General features: G+C 38.8%; 21 protein-coding genes. 3 read left to right on the top strand and 18 right to left on the bottom strand.

What is annotated here, in order from left to right:
* The first annotated feature begins 90 nt into the window (after positions 1 to 90).
* The gene (gene namA / locus ACVWXS_RS09405; protein WP_456957848.1) at positions 91 to 1,101 is read left to right on the top strand and encodes an NADPH dehydrogenase NamA; all 1,011 of its coding nucleotides are present in this window, start codon (positions 91 to 93) and stop codon (positions 1,099 to 1,101) included.
* A gap of 161 nt (positions 1,102 to 1,262) precedes the next feature.
* On the opposite strand, the gene ACVWXS_RS09400 is transcribed toward namA, so the two are convergent.
* Entirely contained in the window at positions 1,263 to 1,619 is a 357-nt protein-coding gene (locus ACVWXS_RS09400; RefSeq protein ID WP_456957846.1) for an immunity 51 family protein, read from the bottom strand.
* Positions 1,620 to 2,011: 392 nt separating this feature from the next.
* On the opposite strand from ACVWXS_RS09400, the gene ACVWXS_RS09395 reads away from it, so the two are divergent.
* Complete coding sequence (locus tag ACVWXS_RS09395; RefSeq protein WP_223553293.1) at positions 2,012 to 2,107, top strand: putative holin-like toxin; 96 nt, start codon at positions 2,012 to 2,014, stop codon at positions 2,105 to 2,107.
* 330 nt (positions 2,108 to 2,437) lie between these two features.
* Here the strand turns inward: ACVWXS_RS09395 and ACVWXS_RS09390 are convergent, their stop codons facing one another.
* Together ACVWXS_RS09390 and ACVWXS_RS09385 are read right to left on the bottom strand one after the other, a co-directional pair.
* Positions 2,438 to 3,157 (bottom strand): LysR family transcriptional regulator, encoded by a 720-nt coding sequence (locus ACVWXS_RS09390; protein ID WP_456957844.1) that lies wholly within the window; start codon positions 3,155 to 3,157, stop codon positions 2,438 to 2,440.
* Positions 3,148 to 3,357 (bottom strand): helix-turn-helix domain-containing protein, encoded by a 210-nt coding sequence (locus ACVWXS_RS09385; protein ID WP_456957842.1) that lies wholly within the window; start codon positions 3,355 to 3,357, stop codon positions 3,148 to 3,150. The genes ACVWXS_RS09390 and ACVWXS_RS09385 overlap by 10 nt, the downstream gene beginning before the upstream one ends.
* An 83-nt stretch (positions 3,358 to 3,440) precedes the next feature.
* Between ACVWXS_RS09385 and ACVWXS_RS09380 the strand changes: the two genes are divergently transcribed.
* A complete protein-coding gene (locus ACVWXS_RS09380; RefSeq protein ID WP_456957840.1) occupies positions 3,441 to 4,466 on the top strand; it encodes a DUF2332 domain-containing protein in 1,026 nt (341 codons plus the stop codon).
* 69 nt (positions 4,467 to 4,535) lie between these two features.
* Here the strand turns inward: ACVWXS_RS09380 and ACVWXS_RS09375 are convergent, their stop codons facing one another.
* From ACVWXS_RS09375 to ACVWXS_RS09305, 15 genes are all read right to left on the bottom strand, one after another.
* Positions 4,536 to 5,102: an NADPH-dependent FMN reductase gene (locus tag ACVWXS_RS09375; RefSeq protein WP_456957838.1), complete on the bottom strand. Its 567-nt coding sequence runs from the start codon at positions 5,100 to 5,102 to the stop codon at positions 4,536 to 4,538.
* Positions 5,103 to 5,114: 12 nt separating this feature from the next.
* A complete protein-coding gene (locus tag ACVWXS_RS09370; protein ID WP_456957836.1) occupies positions 5,115 to 6,170 on the bottom strand; it encodes an LLM class flavin-dependent oxidoreductase in 1,056 nt (351 codons plus the stop codon).
* Positions 6,171 to 6,185: 15 nt separating this feature from the next.
* Positions 6,186 to 7,127, bottom strand: a complete 942-nt coding sequence (locus tag ACVWXS_RS09365) for a ring-cleaving dioxygenase (protein WP_456957834.1) — start codon at positions 7,125 to 7,127, stop codon at positions 6,186 to 6,188.
* A gap of 52 nt (positions 7,128 to 7,179) precedes the next feature.
* Complete coding sequence (locus ACVWXS_RS09360; RefSeq protein WP_456957832.1) at positions 7,180 to 7,623, bottom strand: MarR family winged helix-turn-helix transcriptional regulator; 444 nt, start codon at positions 7,621 to 7,623, stop codon at positions 7,180 to 7,182.
* Positions 7,624 to 7,723: 100 nt separating this feature from the next.
* Positions 7,724 to 8,344, bottom strand: coding sequence for a sporulation-specific diadenylate cyclase CdaS (cdaS, locus tag ACVWXS_RS09355; RefSeq protein WP_456957830.1), 621 nt, complete (start codon positions 8,342 to 8,344; stop codon positions 7,724 to 7,726).
* Positions 8,345 to 8,594: 250 nt separating this feature from the next.
* A complete protein-coding gene (locus ACVWXS_RS09350) occupies positions 8,595 to 8,825 on the bottom strand; it encodes an acyl-phosphate glycerol 3-phosphate acyltransferase (RefSeq protein WP_068984691.1) in 231 nt (76 codons plus the stop codon).
* A 98-nt stretch (positions 8,826 to 8,923) separates the two neighbouring features.
* Positions 8,924 to 10,918 carry a methyl-accepting chemotaxis protein gene (locus tag ACVWXS_RS09345; protein WP_456957828.1) on the bottom strand — a complete coding sequence of 665 codons (1,995 nt, stop codon included), beginning with the start codon at positions 10,916 to 10,918 and terminating at the stop codon, positions 8,924 to 8,926.
* 363 nt (positions 10,919 to 11,281) lie between these two features.
* Positions 11,282 to 12,214, bottom strand: coding sequence for a ribonuclease Z (rnz, locus tag ACVWXS_RS09340; RefSeq protein WP_456957826.1), 933 nt, complete (start codon positions 12,212 to 12,214; stop codon positions 11,282 to 11,284).
* A 95-nt stretch (positions 12,215 to 12,309) separates the two neighbouring features.
* Positions 12,310 to 13,146 (bottom strand): class I SAM-dependent methyltransferase, encoded by an 837-nt coding sequence (locus tag ACVWXS_RS09335; RefSeq protein WP_456957824.1) that lies wholly within the window; start codon positions 13,144 to 13,146, stop codon positions 12,310 to 12,312.
* Positions 13,143 to 14,642: a cobyric acid synthase gene (locus ACVWXS_RS09330; protein WP_456957822.1), complete on the bottom strand. Its 1,500-nt coding sequence runs from the start codon at positions 14,640 to 14,642 to the stop codon at positions 13,143 to 13,145. Before ACVWXS_RS09330 ends, ACVWXS_RS09335 begins: the two co-directional genes overlap by 4 nt.
* Before the next feature lie 269 nt (positions 14,643 to 14,911).
* On the bottom strand, positions 14,912 to 15,448 hold the full coding sequence (locus ACVWXS_RS09325) for a cob(I)yrinic acid a,c-diamide adenosyltransferase (protein WP_368636722.1): 537 nt from the start codon (positions 15,446 to 15,448) through the stop codon (positions 14,912 to 14,914).
* 14 nt (positions 15,449 to 15,462) lie between these two features.
* Positions 15,463 to 16,023, bottom strand: coding sequence for a nitroreductase family protein (locus ACVWXS_RS09320; protein WP_368636721.1), 561 nt, complete (start codon positions 16,021 to 16,023; stop codon positions 15,463 to 15,465).
* A gap of 39 nt (positions 16,024 to 16,062) precedes the next feature.
* Positions 16,063 to 16,830, bottom strand: coding sequence for a uroporphyrinogen-III C-methyltransferase (gene cobA / locus ACVWXS_RS09315; protein WP_368636720.1), 768 nt, complete (start codon positions 16,828 to 16,830; stop codon positions 16,063 to 16,065).
* Positions 16,827 to 17,465 carry a precorrin-2 dehydrogenase/sirohydrochlorin ferrochelatase family protein gene (locus ACVWXS_RS09310; RefSeq protein ID WP_456957819.1) on the bottom strand — a complete coding sequence of 213 codons (639 nt, stop codon included), beginning with the start codon at positions 17,463 to 17,465 and terminating at the stop codon, positions 16,827 to 16,829. Before ACVWXS_RS09310 ends, cobA begins: the two co-directional genes overlap by 4 nt.
* Positions 17,458 to 18,825, bottom strand: coding sequence for a cobyrinate a,c-diamide synthase (locus ACVWXS_RS09305; RefSeq protein ID WP_456957817.1), 1,368 nt, complete (start codon positions 18,823 to 18,825; stop codon positions 17,458 to 17,460). The genes ACVWXS_RS09310 and ACVWXS_RS09305 overlap by 8 nt, the downstream gene beginning before the upstream one ends.
* Between the last annotated feature and the right edge of the window lie 6 nt (positions 18,826 to 18,831).

Genomic DNA, 18,831 nt, shown 5'->3' with positions numbered 1-18,831 from the left:
TTCTTTATTTTTGCTAAAATTTTGAGGTGGGCGTATTACTGCCCGTTAATGCGGGATAAAGTATATTACTAGGAATTAGGGGGCTTTATTTTGACTAAATTATTCGAACCTTATCAATTACAAACTATTTCTTTAAAAAATCGTATTGTTATGGCACCGATGTGTATGTACTCAGCACAGGATGATGGGTTTGTCACACCATTCCACCAAGTACATTATGCAACGCGAGCGGCTGGTCAAGTTGGTTTAATTATTGTCGAAGCTACCGGTGTCGTTCCAGAGGGGCGTATATCTAGTAACGATCTTGGGATTTGGGATGACGCTCATATCGAAGGGTTACGTCAATTAGTTCAAGGCATGAAGGCGTACGGAGCAAAAACCGGCATACAACTTGCACACGCTGGCCGTAAAGCAACTGTAGAGGGAGAAATATTTGCACCATCAGCCATAGCATTTAGCGATGCTTATAAAACACCAACTGAGATGACTTTAGAAGACATTGAATATGTAGTAGAAGCATTTAAGCTAGCAGCTGTTCGAGCAGCGAAAGCAGGCTTTGATGTACTTGAAATACATGGCGCACATGGCTATTTAATTAGTGAATTTCTATCACCAGCAACGAATAAACGCAATGACCAATACGGTGGCTCTCAAGAAAATCGTTATCGCTTCCTTCGTCAAGTCATTGATGCTATTCGTAGTGTTTGGGAAGGTCCTTTACTTGTGCGTGTTTCTGCTGAAGACTACGCAGAAGATGGTACAACTATGGACGACTTTATCGTCTTTAGCCGTTGGATGAAATCACAGGGTGTCGATTTTGTGGATGTTTCTACAGGTGGTGTCGTGCAAGCACATATGCATGTTTTTCCAGGCTACCAAGTACCTCATGCTGAAGCGATAAAGCACGGTGCTGATATTCCAACTGGTGCAGTCGGCCTTATTACGACAGCCATCCAAGCTGAGGAAATTTTACAAAATAATCGTGCTGACTTAATTTTCTTAGCACGTGTTCTTCTTCGCGAACCCTATTGGCCACTACATGCTGCCAAGGAATTAGGAAAAGAAGTGAAACCTCCAGTGCAATACGTACGAGGCTGGTAAAAATAAACGGTATACTTGCTATACACCAAAATATAAAAAACAGCTTGTAGATTTATGCTAGCAAGCTGTTTTCATTTTAATAAAGAGGATTTTGTTTTTTTCTTCATCAATTGCCTTCTATCGCATGTTTCACCCTATAAAATCTTAAAAAAATAATACCTTTAATCCAATAATTCTGCACGAGAAAATAAATCCGTAATAGTAGATTCATCTTCACATGTATTTTTAAATGAAATAGCAAATTTCTCTAACGCTTTTTTATCTGAGGAATAAGCACAAAACATACTAGCTTCGGAATCAAACTTGACAATACCTTTTAATTCGGGCATTTTTTCTTCAAGAAAGACAATCGCCAAAGATTCCCAATCATAACCTCCTCCTTCAAACCCCTCATCAGCTCGTGTATCAAAAAGCTCTTGCTTATATTCACCAACATAAAAACACAAGGACGCAGAATCACTATCACGATCCACCCAAAAAAACGGAGCTATTATCTGTTTATCATTAATAAAATTCATCTTAAGCCACCACCAAAATAAAATTTTTTGAACCTTGAAACCTCACACTTTCACCAAGCACATGTTAATCACAATACTTAAATCTACATTATTACCTAGTTTAAGAGATAGAATTTACCTTAGACCATATCATGTCGGCAAATATGAATTAATTGGAGAATAATCAATTGAGTTATTGAGTGATAAAGTTTAAAAAATCGAAGAAGAGAATAACTAATCAGTTAGAGGAATTAGAATCTAGTAAGAGATAGCAAAGTTACGATAATGATAGAAGAAATGGTATAATTAAAGAGTAACAGAATAAAGGTATTTAAGGGTGATTGGCGATCTTCTCTACTACTCCTAATTCAAATTTTGCTAATTAGTTCTAGGAGAGAAAGGAGGGATTGCTTATGACAACATATGAAGCATTAAACATAGCTATTGGTCTCGGTACTTTAATTATAGCTATCCTTGCATTGTCATATACTTTTTCACAAAAAAAGTAAAAGCACCCTTTAAAACCTAAGCAGGGTTAAAGTGCTTTTACTTTCGCTCTTGCCAATCGCTCTAAAAGCGTTTGTTTTGTTACTTGACCGCATGGTGTTACAGCACCATACGGTCTTTTTCTTACCCCTATTATAACACATCGCTTTTATTCCTCAAGAATTTATACCCCTATTACCCAGTATCTATGCTAAACCTGCTTGCTCAAACAATTCCTTTAACCTTGCATTTACATCTTCATGATCCTCGACCATTAAAATTCTCAATACAATCACGCCTTTTTAAAATATATCTCTCATACTATATAAAACTTAATTACATTTATAAAAATCTCACAAATAATCCCTCGTTTGAAATAAACTTAATAATTCTTCTGGAACTTGTACAGAATCCTTATAAAAAAGATAAACAGGAACGCTAGGTAAATCTATTTCATCGAAAGGAACGATGTTAAACCGCCCTTCCATACGCTCCCTTCTAACAATCATCCGTGGCAAAAATGATATACCAAGCCCATCTTTTATTAAGCGCTTGACGACATAAGATTGAGATATGGAAACTTGCTTCGTAACTACATATTTTCCCTGTATTTTATGTAATAGATCCCCCCAAATGGTCGGATGATGGTGCGTAAATAACGTGTAGGTTTGAAATAATTCCTCAAAATCAACATAAGCCCCTGTCTCATCATCAAAAGCATCCAGTGGAATAACCAATTCTAAAGGACTCTCTACAACAAGCTCTTGGCGCCAATGTCGATAATGAGTTGGCAATAAAGAAATACCAATATGTGCCTTGTCATTATGGATTAAATCTTCAATTTTTGCTGAATCCTCCACTAGTATAGATATTTCGATAGAAGGATTTTCATTGATAAACTGATAAATAACATGAGGCAATATTGTTTCCACCATTAAAGGGGTCATGGCAATAACTAGTTTTTCTTTAATTCCTTTCGTTGCTAACTGAAAACGTTCAATACTTTTTTCCCATTGATGGATGATTTGCTGAGCTTCTATTAGAAAGAGCCTTCCCGCCTCAGTTAATTGCACACGATTTTTTCACGTTTGAATAATTTTACATTCAAAGATCGTTCTAACTGATGAATGTGGACTGTGATACTTGGTTGCGATAAATGTAATTCTTCTGCGGCCACTCGGAAATTACAATATTTAGCTGCTACTATAAAAGACTGTATCCATTTATAATCCAAAATCTCACCTCTATCATTAATGTTTTTAATCAACTTCATTAATTATATTTAATTTACTAAATTATCCAATAGTAATAAACTCTAAATTAGATAGAATCATTTTTCACAAAGGGGAGAATCGTATGTTAGCTAAATTAAGTCAACAGTTCCGTACTTTTGCAAAAAATGAATGTGAAAATTCAAGTCCACTTTATGAACACTTAGCGTATAAAATTGCTGATGATGACGAAATATTAAAAATTGCCACATTTGTACCCCAAGGACAACCTGTACCTAATTTATTATTAGCTGGGGTTCATTATTTACTGTCATCATCACAAGACGAGTTAGTTCATTTTTATCCATCCCTAACAGCAACACCAAAACCAATTAATGAAGTGTATCCTGTTTTTAAAGCATTCGTTTTGTCGCATTCAGACGAATTAAAGGCTTTATTTCAAGAAAAACTTGTCCAAACTAATGAAATTCGCCGTTGTTCATACCTTTATCCGATGATGACAGACATCTATGAACACCATCAAAAACCGTTAGCCTTCATAGAAATTGGTGCTAGTGCAGGGCTTCAGCTCGGCATGGATCGATACAATTACTGTTATAATGAACAGCTTCACATAACGAATTGTAATAACACTTTCGTTTTATCTTCAGAAAATCGTGGAGAATCACTGCCAGCCTCTATAACGAACCCTCCTGTAGTTTGTCAAAGGATTGGCATAGATTTAAATCCTATTGATATCCATGATGAAGAAGAACTTCGATGGCTCCAAGCTTTAATTTGGCCAGAGCATCAAGAACGAAGACTTTTATTAAATCAAGCACTCCCTATTTTAAAAGAGCTCAATTTACAGCTGATTAAAGGAGATGCTATTAAACTTATAAAGGAGATTAGTAGTGATATTAATCCAGATGCAATGTTAGTTGTCTATCATACTCATGTGGCCAATCAAATCCCAATGGAATTACGCCTGGAATTAATCGAACAATTAAAAGAGGTAAGCAAGGAACGACCGCTCTATCATTGTTATAACAATTTATTTGATTCACAACTGCATCAAGATTTTATTGATCAAGGAGAAATAGAATCTATACGAATCATGGAACGCCCGGATGGTCATGCGCGATGGTTCAAGTGGTCCAACCCAAAATAATAAGCACGGAAAAACGCTACATAAGATTTCCTCTCATGTAGCGTTTAAACTTTATTAAATTCGTAATCTCTAAAAATCATATTCCGCATCTTTTTTAGCACGAATTTCTGCAAACGCATCAGCTACCATCACTGTATCCTCAGCTAAACGCTCAAGGCGGAATAGGACGTCATCATTCACAATTTCCTTCCGCAAAAAATCCTTCTCCTCTATAAATACATATGTTGGAACAATATTTGCTTTCATATAAGCGAGAATTGGCTTTAACTGCTGCTCAATCATTAGATAGTGTTTAGATGTGCCTGCTGTGACAACCATACTTACCACTTTATCACGAAAAGCATTGACTGGTAGTAAGTCAAAAATATTTTTCAACGTTGCCGGAATCGAAGCCTGAAATGTTGGTGTTCCAATGACAATTGCATCTGCAGACATAATTGTTTCGGTCACATATTTTGTATCCCTATCATATTCAAAATAATTTCGTCCATCACTGAATTGCATGTTGTATTCGGCAAGATCAAGTAACGTTACTTCATGCTCTGGATATTTTTCTTGTAAAATTTCAACCACTTTACTAATAGCCGTTTTTGTTTTTGAGCCGACAATGGAACCAGCTAGTGCGACAATTTTCATACTGTACCCCCCTTATTTCGCAGTATATTTTTTAATAGCAGGCAGAATATCGTTCCCTATAATTTCAATATTTTTCATTAATTTTTCAAATGGCACACCGCCAAAATCAATTTGTGCCATAAATCGTTGCATGCCAAATAGCTCGTATTGATACAGTAGCTTTTCAATAATTTGTTCCTTACTTCCGACCATTAAGGCATCACGTGTATCTGGCGCTTGCGCGAACTGTTGCTTTGGATAACCGCCGCCACGAATTGCTTGGAAACCACCATTTATATGTGGATACATCCCTTGTAGTGCTTCTTTCGTCGTATCAGCAACATAGAAAAGGCTTGTTGTAGCAATCGGTAACTCTTTCGGATCAAAGCCACTTCGCTCTGCCGCTTCTCTATAGGCATCCACTGAAGCTTTAAAATTAACAGCTGGTCCGCCTAATGTCGTCAACATCATTGGGATACCCATATAGCCTGCTTTAATGGCACTAGCAGTTGGTCCGCCGACAGCCCGCCAAATTGGTAACGAGCCATTTTTAGGTTGTGGCAAAATTTGCGCATTATGAAGCGATGCACGGTATTGTCCTTCCCAAGTGATAAGCTCTTCTTCATTAATTTTTTTCAGCAGCTCTAATTTTTCCTCAAAAATTTCTTCATAATCCTGTAAATCAACGCCAAGTAAATGATAGGCACCAACGCGAGACCCCCGCCCTGCAACGATTTCTGCACGTCCATCTGAAATTAAATCAATCGTCGCAAAATCTTCATATACACGTACTGGATCAGAGACACTCAGTACCGTTGCCGAGCTTGTTAATTTGATTGTCGATGTAGCTTGAGCGATCGCTCCTAATACAACCGTGTGTGCCTGTGTTGTAAAGTACGATTGATGACTTTCACCTACGCCAAATACATCAATGCCTGCTTGCTCTGCTAGCTGACTTACTTCAATTAGCTCCTGAATGCGTTGCTGAGCTGGAATACGTTCACCTGTTAAAGGATTTGGAATATGATCACCTAATGAATACAAGCCAAATTCAATGCCTTTTGATTGGTCAATACGATATTTTTCCATGTTTACGCTCTCTCCTTAATCTAGTGGCTCTAGAATGGCCTCAATTTCAGCACGTTTTTCTTCTAAAAATGGAGGAAGATCAAGCTCTTTACCAAGATCCTCTACTGCCGCATCAACTGTAAACCCTGGGCCATCTGTTGCCATTTCAAATAAAATTCCATTACGATCTCTAAAATAAAGACTTTGGAAGTAATAACGATCCACTACTCCAGTACTATCTAAGCCCCGCTCCTTAATTTTGGTATCCCATTCCTGCAATTCCTCGACGTTTGCGACACGTAGCGCAAGATGATGAATACTACCTCGGCCAGGTTTCTCACTCGGTCCTTCTAATTCTTTAACGACGATTTCTCCAAGTACTTCACCAGGTATAGATTGTAAAACTGCTTCTTTCTCACCTTCTGCAACAACTGTGTAATTAAAAAGCCCTTTTAATAAATTCACTGTTCGTTGCAAGTAACGAACTGTAATTTCAACTGTACCCATTCCTAAAATGCGATGTTCTGCAGGAATTTCGGAGCCGTCCCATGGTTGCCAATGAGCCGGTTTTTCGAGACCATGGTAGTTTAATAGCACCATTCGTAACCCTTCATGATCCTCAAAAAACAATGCATCTTTACCTGCATATGTGGAAATTTCACTATGTTCAACTTCTAGCTGTTGAAAACGATTTTTCCAATATTGCAGACTGTCATAGCTCGGCACTAGTAAGCCAATACGTGTAATGGCATTTGTGCCTCGAACGGTTCTTCCTGCTACGGGCATTTCAAAAAATGTTAATTCTGTACCTGCCGCCCCTGTTAAATCTCCATAAAATAAATGATACATGGATGGCGAATCTTGATTGACTGTTTTTTTCACACGACGTAATCCAAGAATCTTTGTATAAAAATCATTATTACGTTTGCCGTTTTTCGTTAGCATGGATATATGATGGTGTCCACTTAATTTGTTCATAAATATTTCCTCCTTGTTTTCACTTGACTAAGCAAGTGATAGTGTAAAAAAATCACGCTGGTGGTAATTTTTTTTCACGACTATGCTTTTCTATTTTTGACATAAGTGTATATAAAGATTTCATTTCTTCTTCTGTTAATACTTCTTCAAAAAATGAGGATTGAAAGTGAAGCTGACTTGGCGTCGCCGCATCAATTATCTGCTCGCCTTTAGCTGTGAGCGAGATTGTTTTCGTCTTCCAATTTTGCTTTCGCTCAATTAGTCCCTCTTTTTCAAGTCGAGCAAGCATTCGAGACATACCGCCTTGCGTGACTGTCACTTTCTCTGCTAATTGTGATTGCGTTAACGGTGCATATGTCTTTATTTGTATAAGGACATCAAATTGTGCAGTCGTTAAGTCAAAGCGTTTTAAAAATTCATTGGATAGCTGGTTACTTTGATTTGTAAAGCGCATCATCCGAATCCATGTCAGTGATCCAAGTGTGTGTTTTCTCATCGCTTCATCCTCCTTTCAAATATCACTTTACTACGCAAATGATAAACAAGCAAGGAAAACATCTCGAATTCAAGATATTTTTTTCAGTGTGAAGATCACACTATATAATGCCATGCGTAGTAATTGGATATAAGTTTCCTTGAAAGGCAAACGAAATTCTCCCTGTTTCTTCAGACACCACTATGACGAGTGCATCACTTACTTCACTGAGCCCTAATGCTGCTCGATGTCTTGTACCTAATTTCTTTTCTCCAACATATCTCTCTGAAAGCGGCAGTACATTGGCTGCTGACTGAATTAAATTTTTGCTTACTAAAACTGCTCCATCATGAAGCGGATTTCCAGGAAAAAAAATAGTTTCTAATAAGGAATGTGTTACTTCTGCCCCAAGATGAATACCAGGCTGAATAAGAGACTTTAAAGAATCCTTTCGTTCAATCACAATTAATCCACCATGTTTTCTTGCAGACATATTTTGTACACTATGCGAAAGCTCAGGATATTTTTCAGTAAACGGGGAAAGATAGCAATTTAAATAAAACGTTGCAGCTTTCATTTCAATCGTGACAAACTTCTCTTTAATTTTTTCAAAGTCCCCAAGAAGACAGTTTGTATCAGTATCCATCGCTTCTACACTTTGTTGTAATGAATTAATCACCTGCTGAAGCTCTTCCTTTAATGTTTGTTTCATTGGTGAAAAATCGCAATTCGTTGGATCCACGAAAACACCCCTTTCTATGAATTTCGCCTTGGCATAATTGTTGCTGTCGCTTGGCTTTCGCTATAGAAAACATTTACTGAATGAAGATAAATTGTGAAACCTCATCTTCTCTGTAGTTTCCCTAGATGGAATTTTTTTATTCGCATTGGATTCATTTGAGTGTTTTTAAAGATATGCTCATTATCGGATATAAAAAACCACACTATCGTTACAAAATTTCAACGATAGCATGGTTGTTTTGTTTAGACTATTACATATGTCCAGCGCGAATTTTCTTCACAATGCTGAATGTCGTGTAGGCAGCAGCTGGTGCAAGCACTACGATAAAAATAAGCCAAACCGTTAAGTTGTCTGTTGCTTTTAATGTGTCATAATTAGTTTTAACAAAAACAATAAGTCCAAATAGTAATAAATAGCTCAGCACATTTGGAAAAATAACAATTAAACGTAATAGTGCTGGTGGCATTTTTTGCTGATTCATATAAACCACTCCCCTTTATTCAATTATACGGAAATCTACTATTAACTGCATTATATTTCTTTAATATTCCAAATGTTTGTTAGAATTAGCTATTTTATTTAGACTTTATATTTGCCAGCTGATTGTTGTAAATTGTCTGCTGTAGCATTTAACATATCAATAGTAGCTGTCATTTCATTCATACTTACTGCTTGATTTTTAGCCTTTTGCGCGACATCGGCAACACTTGCTGAAGTCTGTTTTGCCAATAATGATACATCTTCCATCGTAGCCGTGACTTCCTCTGTGCTGGCTGCGATTTCCTCTGTCGTACTCGATACTACATCTACTTGATCTGCTATTACTTGAACATCATTATTAATGCCTTCAAAAGATTGCTGTGCTTCATGGACAATAGATCGACCAGCCTTTAATACATCAGCAGTAGAATAAATGACCGATACAATGTTAGCTGTCTCTCTTTGTACATTCATCACAACTTGAGAAATTCGCTCAGCCGCTAGTTTTGATTCCTCTGCTAATTTGCGAACTTCCTCTGCCACTACGGCAAATCCTTTACCCGATTCACCAGCTCGTGCGGCTTCAATAGATGCATTTAGCGCTAATAGGTTTGTTTGTTCAGAAATTCCAGTAATGACATTTATAAATTCACCAACCATGCCAGATAATTTTTCTAATTCCTGTGTACTTTCTACTGAAAGATTTGTCTTTTCATGAACTTCTACTAATTGATTTTGTAACTTGTTCATAATTTGTAAGCCTTTATTCGCATTTTCTTCTGTATTGCGAGAAATGGTAGAAATCTCAACAATAGATTCGGAAATATGTTGGATACTGCGTGCCAATTCTTCCATTGAAAGTGCACTGTCTTCTGTATTTTGCTGTTGCGCAAAAGATGCTTGAGCAACCTGACTAGATTCTTCCTGAATGATTTCTGATGAATCAAGTGTGTGATGAGCATTTTCTTGGATGATGTATGTTGCCTCCTTAATTTGGCTAGCTTCCTGCTTCAATTCACGCATTATGAATTGAAAGTTTTCCATCATTCCGTTAAAGGACACGACTAATTGACCAATCTCATCCTTAGAGTTTACGTTTATTCGCTTCGTTAAATCCGCTTCGCCCTTACTAATTTCCTCCAGTGAATCGCGGACACTTGTAATTCGGGAGACCTGTTTAGAAATAGATAATCCAGTAATGAAGAAAATGACACACACAACGATTAATGAAGCAACAATTGTTCCCATCAAAATATGTGAAAGTACTTCATTTGAAACAACGATAGCTAAATATGTACCATTTGATAACGGTTTTACGTATTGCGTAACACGTGTTCCATCATATCGTCCCGAAAAGTCAGATGCTTCTTGCGTTGAAAATTTTGCTGGTAAAAAACCAATATCCGCTAGATTTCTTTCTTCTGTAGCTGCTATTGTTTGCCCTTTGTCATTCACAACAGCGGCATAAAGGACCGTTGAGGATAATGATTTGTTAAGCTGATTAATGTAATATTCACTACCGATACTAGCCTCTAAATCTAATAGCTGTTGTCCTTGTCGAGCAACCTGTACAATTTGAGGTGTTGCTGGATTCCAACTACTTACCCCAACGAACTTGTAAAATTTATCGTCTACATCCCGTATTTGCGCCTTCTGTACAACTTCTTTTGAACGTCCATCTAGTAGCTGCATATATTCTGCTGCTTGTCCGTCTGGATCGGAACCGAAGTTAAAATCAATTGTAGGTGCTACAGAAGTGACGGTTGTATTTCCTTTATCATCTGTACTCCATATTTCATCAATGCCTCCGCGTTCAGCAATCGCCTTCAAATCTTCATATGTTGCGCCTTTATCGATAATGTAAGAGGCCATGACTGATTCAGCAATCATTTCCTTTTCCATAATTTCTTCCGCTTTTTCTCTTGATTGAATAGCACCCTCCATCCCCATAACAATGGAATTAGCGAGCCCCTCCCCGTTATTCTTTACACTTTTATATGTAGCTTGATAAATATAAACAGAAAATGCACCGATAATAAATACGACAATGCACATTATTTCTAGCATCATTTTCCATTTCATTGTTTTCCCCATCTTAGCAATCCCCCCTAAAATATGCGATTATTTCCATTTCATCATACAATATCAATTTTAAATGTTTCATTACTTTTTATTGAATTTTATATAATAATTTTCAATAACAAAAAAATCGTCACAAATTTGTAATAATTATATCATTTTAAAATCAGGAGAAAATACTTAGATAAAAAAGACTATAAAATAAACAATTTCATAAAAGAGAAATAAAGGCAATAGAGTAACATAAACAAGACGTTTTCAAACAAAATCTTAATAATAAATGAATCAATCTCACTAGTCTTATAGTACCATTTATAATAAAAGAACCTTTTAAATGACGAAACATCTAAAAGGTCCTTTCTTATCGAAATTATTATTTTAAGATAATTTATTATTGTGCCACGTAAACACTGATTGATCAGATGTTAGGTAGGTCTGTGGGAAAATCTCCTGTGCATCCGCTAATAATAGTGGTAAATCGTGAGGTAGAAAGCGGGCACTTAAATGATTTAAGAGTAAATAGTTTGCTCCTGCTTGTTGTGCCACCTTTGCCGCCTCGAGATTTGTAGAGTGTCCGTAGCTGGCTGCTAAATCTGTCGTAGTGCCATCAAAAGTCGCTTCATGAATAACGATATCTGCACCATTGGCTAATAAAATTGCCTCTTCGCAATATTTTGTATCTCCTAAGATAGTGAGCGTAAAGCCTTTTTTCGGCGGAGCAACAACATCTTGCGCATGAACAATGGTGCCATCCTCTAGTACAATATCTTTCCCACTTTTTAATTGTCCTAGCAGAGGACCTTTTGGAACACCAAGAGCTTGAGCTTTTTCCATTAATAACTCACCAGGCAAATCCTTTTGCTCAATACGGTACCCAAAGCATGGAACTACATGTCGCAATTCACTTGCGCTTACGGTAAAATGTTCATCTTCATAAATAACACCTTCATGGACTTCAACAAATTGTAATGGATATGTTAAATGCGTCTTTGACAAGGCAAAGGTTTGCTCTACCCATTGCTGTAAACCTTGCGGGCCAAAAATTGTTAATGGCTCATCCCCACCTTGAAATGAACGAGAGCTTAAAAAGCCAGGTAATCCAAAAATATGGTCACCATGTAGATGCGTAATGAATATTTTCGTTACTTTTCGGGGCTTTAACGATGTATGCAATATTTGATGTTGAGTCGCCTCCCCACAATCAAAAAGCCACATTTCGCCCACTTCATCTAAAAGCTTTACCATCAGGGCACTTGTATTTCGTTCCTTTGAAGGCATTCCTGCGCCTGTCCCTAAAAAATGTAGTTGCACATATGCCACCTCATTTCTATTTCTATCGCTTTATTGTACCCTATCGTTGACAATAAGAAAAACCTTTGGTGACTAGCTTTCCAAAGGTTTTGATATTATTTTGGCTCCCATGATACGAGTGCAGCATGGAAATCATGACGATAATAATAACGTCCGTTCTTTTCCTCAATAAACGGCAAGAGCGACTCCTCAACATGTGCTCTATCAAAAGTATCATTTAATATTTTTTTACTTTGTGTTGTTACAAGCTGCTCATAGCTTTCATATTCATACACTCGTTCTAATGGGATGATTTTGCACTCTGCATAAATATCCATCTCATATAGCAAATTTAAAAATTCGATATAATCTCGGCGTGGAAATTTAATATCATAACCATACTTTTCATACAAAACCTCATAATGGGGTTGAATAGGCCCTGTTGTCATGCCAATAATAGCACGTTTTTTAGCTAGGCGATTCATATGGTAAAGTGCTGATTTGATTTCATACATACGATAAAAACAATTGACCCCAATCACGATATCATGAGCATCTACCTCGTTCTCAGCAAGACTTTCCCATTTCGCATGAATATAAGACACATGCTGCTTATCCTGCATGCAATTTTGTAAATAGCTAAGGATGCTTTCGGAGCTATCTATACAAGTTAGCTGTCGCACATTATTAGCTAGAGGAAACGTATAATTGCCCCAGCCTGGACCAATTTCCAATACAGAGTGCTCCGACTCAATACTTTTATTTATTTCTTGAAAAATTCTTGCAGCATAAGGATCTGTCTGTCCCGTTTTCTTTCGGGCAATTGACTGCGCCCAAAATTGCTCCTCTAACTGATCATTAACCATTCTTTCGGGCATATGACCATGCCAGTCCTTCATACCTTCCTGCCATAATGCCTCATAACTAATAGCTAACGGTCCTTTTCTTGTCATACAGATACCTCTATATTCATGATTTCGTATACTTTTTTCATATCAAGATTTGCGCGCACATGCTTTGCAAGCATATTGTAAGCGTCCTCTCTACGTTCTGCATCACTTTTCACATCGCTAGGTAGAGCATAAAGCCCTTTTTTCACGCGAATGTCATTGACAAGCTGTCGTGTAAAGGTGCGATTATGGAATAAGCCATGGAAATATGTTCCGACAACTTGATCATCAGCACTTACCGCTCCATCCACTCGCCCATCTGCAAGTTGTAAAAATGGTGACACTTCGTTACGTAAAATCTTGGTACGTCCAAGATGAATTTCATAGCCAGTAAACGTATCTTGTCCTCTTGTTCCTGTCATTTGAACCGTTTTTTTATCACCAACAAAAACAGTTTCCATTGGCAATAACCCTAGACCTTGTGCAGAATCGCCGTTCCCTTCAACTGCATCCGGGTCTAATAACGTTTCACCGAGCATTTGGAAGCCACCACAAATTCCAATTATTTTTGTACCTCTTTGACGTAAATTAGTTATCGCTTGATCAAAGCCTTGCTCCCTTAACCATACTAAATCATCCATTGTACTTTTTGTTCCAGGTAGTATGAGTAAGTCGGGCGTACCTAGCTCATTGACATTGCCGATTAATCGTACACCAACCTCTGGCTCATCAAAAAATGGATCAACATCCGTAAAGTTTGAAATGCGCGGCAAGCGAATCATAGCTACATCCACAGAGAATTCCCCAGGCTTTGGCTTTTTAAAGCGCAATGAAGAGAGTGCTAACGAATCCTCAGCTTCAATATTGACCTCTACATACGGCACAACACCAAGTACAGGAATGCCAGTTTCACGCTCTACCCATTCAATTCCATCATCGAGTAATTCACGCATTCCTCTAAATTTATTAATGATGAGACCCTTTACACGTGCACGTTCTGCATCGTCAAGCAACGCGAGTGTTCCAACAATCGATGCAAATACACCACCTCTATCGATATCAGCAACTAGTACAACTGCAGCATCTGCTAAATGGGCCATTCGCATATTCGCAATATCACGATCCTTTAAATTGATCTCTGCCGGGCTTCCTGCTCCTTCAAGGACAATGACATCATATGTATTTTGTAAAGTTCTCACAGACTTTTCAACAATCGGCATCGCTTCTTGTACGAATTGATTACGATAGCTTTTAGCGTTCATATTTAAAAAATGCTTGCCATGAACAATCACTTCTGATACCATATCCTGCTTCGGTTTAAGCAATATCGGATTCATATCCGTAGTGGCGACAACGCGTGCCGCCTCTGCTTGTACACCCTGTGCACGGCCGATTTCTCCACCATCATGAGTTACAAATGAATTCAAGGCCATATTTTGCGATTTAAACGGTACTACCTTTAGCCCATCATCTGAGAAAATACGGCACAGCGCAGTACAAATCATACTTTTCCCAACATCAGAAGCCGTTCCTTGAATCATAATAGATTTTGCTGGCATAGTCTTTTTCCTCCGTATCTATAGTTGAAGCGTAGGTACTCAGCTTCTTAGCGCGGATATCTCCTGCCAATGCGCGAGGATTCTCCTTGCTTCCGCGGGTATTCCCCTCCGAATCGCGGATATTCTCTTCGCTTCCGCGGGTATTTGCCCCCGAATCGCGGATATTCTCCTTGCTTTCGCGGGTATTTGCCCCCGAATCGCGGATATTCTCCTTACTTCCGCGGGTATTTTCCCCCCGAATCGCGGATATTCCCCTTATTAATAACTGCTTAGAATTCTAGGCCTTTGACTGCTGGAATTCCTTCGTCATAATAATGCTTTGTCGCATCAATGTTCGATACTAAATCTGCCATCGCGATAAGTGCTGGATTTGCGCTTCGTCCGGTAACTACTAAATGCATTGTCGATGGACGTTGTTGAATGGCTTCAATGACCTCGGCTAGTGGTAGCACATCATCAATAGGGAATTTTGTTATTGCCAGTGCATTATTCAGCTCGTCTAGCACGAGTAAATCGATACTGTCGTCTTGTAAGGCTGCTTTTGTTTTCTTCCATGCTTTTGCTAAAGCAGCACGATGCTCTTCCGGTGTTTTTGTCCAAGTAAAGCCGATCCCCATCTGCTCCATTTCTACGCCAAGCTTACGAAGTGCGATTTGCTCTCCGTATGTACGCTCTGGTGATTTAATAAACTGCATATAGCGTACATTTAGACCTCGACCAACTGCGCGCAGTGTGACACCTAGAGAAGCAGTTGTTTTGCCCTTCCCTTCACCTGTATAAACTAAAAACAAGCCTTTTCTAGCCATTGTTCAAGCCTCCCTTAAAGCCATGTTGTTTTTTCTTCAAATGGTGTGCGTTTCTTGTCTTTAAGCTCCTGCTCTTCTGGATAGCCAATAAAAATAGTACCTACTACTTTTTGTGATTCATTCGCTCCGATAAATGCATGCATTCTTGCATCATGAACAAGCCCTACTCCGCGTGTACGCCATACAAAGCCAAGCCCTAGCTCCTCCGCAGCAAGCCACATCGACATGATCGCACTACATACAGCAAAGACATTATCCTCTGTCGCATCCGCATCGTCTTCCACCATATCTGCCGTAACAACAATGGCAACAGGCGTCGTTTGCACAACTTTTAATGAGCTTTCTACTAAATTTGGCTTTGTTGGGAATCGCTCCTGTAAATAAGCACTAGCCATTTCCTCATAGCGTTTCATCGCATCGCCTTGAATAACATAAAAATGCCAAGGCTCACGCATACGGTCGTTTGGAGCATAAGTAGCTGCTTGTAAAATTTTCTCGATTTTCTCTTGTTCAACAGGCTGTGTCGTGTAATTGCGAATCGCCCGTCGATTTTTTAAAGCCTCTATTACTGGCATGATGTTTCCTCCTTTGTTGAAATCTTTGCACTCATTTCATTACGATAAAGCAAGTCCCTGCTCTTCAAACCATTTAATTTTCTCGCGGACATTTACTACTTCACCCACAATAATCATAGAAGGATTATGATAGCCTTCACGTTCAATAATGCTAGCAATTTCCTCAAGTTGCCCTGTAATGGTACGCTGTTGATCTGTTGTTCCCCACTCAATCACTGCTACTGGGGTAGTTGGCTTACGACCATTCTCGATGAGCTTTTTAGAGATATACGCAATGTTGCCAACACTCATATAAAAGGCAACTGTATCAATACCTGTTGCAAGTGCAGACCAATTTAAAAAGTCCTGTCCTTTTTCCTCACGACCATGCCCTGTTACTAGAGCAAAGCTTGTCGCAAAGTCTCGGTGTGTTACAGGTATACCTGCATATGCTGGCGCAGCAATTCCTGCAGTAATACCAGGGACGATTTCATAAGCAATACCATGATTTTTTAAGATTTCGGCTTCCTCTGCACCGCGACCAAAAACAAATGGATCGCCACCCTTTAATCGTGTGACAATCTTGCCTTCTTGTGCTTTTTCGACAAGTAATGTATGAATCTCATCTTGAATGAGGTGATGCTTACCGGGTAATTTACCACAGTACACAAGCTCAGCATCTTTTTTTGCAAACTCTAGCAATTTAGGATTCACAAGACGATCATACGCAATGACATCAGCCTTTTGAATACATTCTAGCCCGTACACTGTAATGAGCTTTGGATCTCCTGGTCCAGCTCCAACTAAATACACAATTCCGTCTTTCATCGCGCTTCTCCCATCAGTAATTGTTGTAAATAAGCTTCACGTCTATCAATCTCTCCACTACGTGTCCATTCTAGTAAGCTTGGTTCAAGTAATCCTTGTAATAAAGCACGTCTTTGTGGGCCTTTCTCAAACTTAGCAGCAATCATTAAACGTGCCTGCTGCAAGAAGCATACATAGTCATCATAAACCTCATCAAATTGCTCTTCGAGATCCGCTTTGATTTTACGTGCTAGTGATGGACTGGCTCCTGACGTTGATACAGTTAACACTAATGGACCACGGCGCACTGTTGCTGGCGTTATAAAATCGCTCTCCGCTTGTGCATCAGCACGATTGATCAGCTGCCAATGCTGTGCTGCTTCTTGTACAGCTTCATTTATTGTCGTATCATTTGTTGCCGCAATGATGAGAATTGCATCATCTAAATCACGTGGTTCAAATGCTTTTTCACGCCATGTAATTTGACCTGATTCAGCAAGAGGTAGTAATGAATCATCTAGGGTTGGACTTACTATAACAATATTTGCTTTAGCCGGAAGCAGTGATGCTACCTTCTGTGTTGCTACATGACCTCCACCAACGATTACTACCGTTTTATATTCAACATTAATATGAATAGGAAAATAATTAGTCATAATTTTTCACCTTCTTACAAGCTGTTAACCAGTTGTCAACAAGTTTTGGGTTAGATACAAAATGAAAATGCGTATAGCCAGCCACTAGATTTCCTGCTTGGTAGCCCTCTTGTTTGTTACCAAATCGCCCTTTCGTTTGGTAAGCTGGTGTGTTATGTGTGCCGCTATACTTTGAATAGTGGAATTCATGCCCCTTTGCTTCTTCATCCGTACCAATTAAGAAATTATCTTGTGTGCCAAAAATTTCACGGTAACCAAGGGCCGCTAATTTTGTTTGCATTGCAACTTCACCTGGAATAACACCTACCATGTCATAACGGTCCCCATTACTATTCGTAATAGCCTCCGTCAAGTACATATAGCCCCCACACTCTGCTAATGTTGGTAACCCTTTGTCGATTGCTTCACGAATAGATTTTTTTACAGCAGTATTTTTTGCCAGGATATCAGCAAATTCCTCTGGGAAGCCCCCACCTATATACAATCCGTCTGCTTCAGCTGGAACAGGTTCATTTGCTAGTGGAGAGAAAAATTGCAGTGTTGCTCCCTTTGCACGTAACAGTGCCAAATTTTCTTCATAATAGAAGTTAAACGCAGCATCCTTTGCTACAGCAATGCAGATATTTTTAGAGGGTTCTTCCACAAATAGTTGCCCTGATTCTTGTAAAACAGGAGCCTTTGTTAAGGCAAGTAATTGATCTAAATCAATCGTCTCTGCCATTAATGAGCCTAGCTTATCAAAAAATGTATCGAGTTCTCCTCGTTCAATCGCAGGCACTAACCCTAAATGACGACTAGGAATATCAATCCCTTCCTCACGCTTCAAGTATCCGATAACAGGGATTCCACATTCCTGCTCAATGGCAGCTTTCGCAATTTCATAATGTCCGACACTACCGACCTGATTGGCAATAACACCAACGATATTCGGCTTATCAGACAACAATTGGAAGCCTTTCACAACCGCTGCTACACTTCGTGCCATACTTGCACAATTGACAATTAAAATAACAGGGCTCTCTGTTACTACACTAATATCTGCTGCAGAACCTTCATCAGATAATGGACTTTTACCATCATAAAAGCCCATAACGCCTTCAATAATTGAAACATCCGCATCAACGCTTGCGCGCGCAACAATATCACGCACGGCTTCATGTGAAAACATCCAGCTATCGATATTGCGCGATACCCGTCCTGTTACTGCAGTATGATACGTTGGATCAATATAATCGGGACCACATTTAAAGCCCTGCACAGTCTTGCCCTTTTCTTGTAATGCTTTCATGAGTCCAATGGTAAAAGTCGTTTTACCAACTCCACTGCCAGTACCAGCAAGTACAAAGCGATTTGTTTGCATAGGCTT

It is taken from the genome of Lysinibacillus sp. TE18511 (assembly GCF_054062295.1).
The sequence above is the reverse complement of the archived record's forward strand: the minus strand, read 5'-3'. Positions and strand labels throughout refer to the sequence as shown.

Coding starts and splice junctions, on each gene's coding strand:
- ACVWXS_RS09400 (WP_456957846.1), bottom strand. CDS start 1,619: ATGAATTTTATTAATGATAAACAGATAATAGCTCCGTTTTTTTGGGTG.
- ACVWXS_RS09395 (WP_223553293.1), top strand. CDS start 2,012: ATGACAACATATGAAGCATTAAACATAGCTATTGGTCTCGGTACTTTA.
- ACVWXS_RS09385 (WP_456957842.1), bottom strand. CDS start 3,357: ATGAAGTTGATTAAAAACATTAATGATAGAGGTGAGATTTTGGATTAT.
- ACVWXS_RS09380 (WP_456957840.1), top strand. CDS start 3,441: ATGTTAGCTAAATTAAGTCAACAGTTCCGTACTTTTGCAAAAAATGAA.
- ACVWXS_RS09375 (WP_456957838.1), bottom strand. CDS start 5,102: ATGAAAATTGTCGCACTAGCTGGTTCCATTGTCGGCTCAAAAACAAAA.
- ACVWXS_RS09370 (WP_456957836.1), bottom strand. CDS start 6,170: ATGGAAAAATATCGTATTGACCAATCAAAAGGCATTGAATTTGGCTTG.
- ACVWXS_RS09365 (WP_456957834.1), bottom strand. CDS start 7,127: ATGAACAAATTAAGTGGACACCATCATATATCCATGCTAACGAAAAAC.
- ACVWXS_RS09360 (WP_456957832.1), bottom strand. CDS start 7,623: ATGAGAAAACACACACTTGGATCACTGACATGGATTCGGATGATGCGC.
- ACVWXS_RS09350 (WP_068984691.1), bottom strand. CDS start 8,825: ATGAATCAGCAAAAAATGCCACCAGCACTATTACGTTTAATTGTTATT.
- ACVWXS_RS09345 (WP_456957828.1), bottom strand. CDS start 10,918: ATGGGGAAAACAATGAAATGGAAAATGATGCTAGAAATAATGTGCATT.
- ACVWXS_RS09335 (WP_456957824.1), bottom strand. CDS start 13,146: ATGACAAGAAAAGGACCGTTAGCTATTAGTTATGAGGCATTATGGCAG.
- ACVWXS_RS09330 (WP_456957822.1), bottom strand. CDS start 14,642: ATGCCAGCAAAATCTATTATGATTCAAGGAACGGCTTCTGATGTTGGG.
- ACVWXS_RS09325 (WP_368636722.1), bottom strand. CDS start 15,448: ATGGCTAGAAAAGGCTTGTTTTTAGTTTATACAGGTGAAGGGAAGGGC.
- ACVWXS_RS09320 (WP_368636721.1), bottom strand. CDS start 16,023: ATGCCAGTAATAGAGGCTTTAAAAAATCGACGGGCGATTCGCAATTAC.
- cobA (WP_368636720.1), bottom strand. CDS start 16,830: ATGAAAGACGGAATTGTGTATTTAGTTGGAGCTGGACCAGGAGATCCA.
- ACVWXS_RS09310 (WP_456957819.1), bottom strand. CDS start 17,465: ATGACTAATTATTTTCCTATTCATATTAATGTTGAATATAAAACGGTA.
- ACVWXS_RS09305 (WP_456957817.1), bottom strand. CDS start 18,825: ATGCAAACAAATCGCTTTGTACTTGCTGGTACTGGCAGTGGAGTTGGT.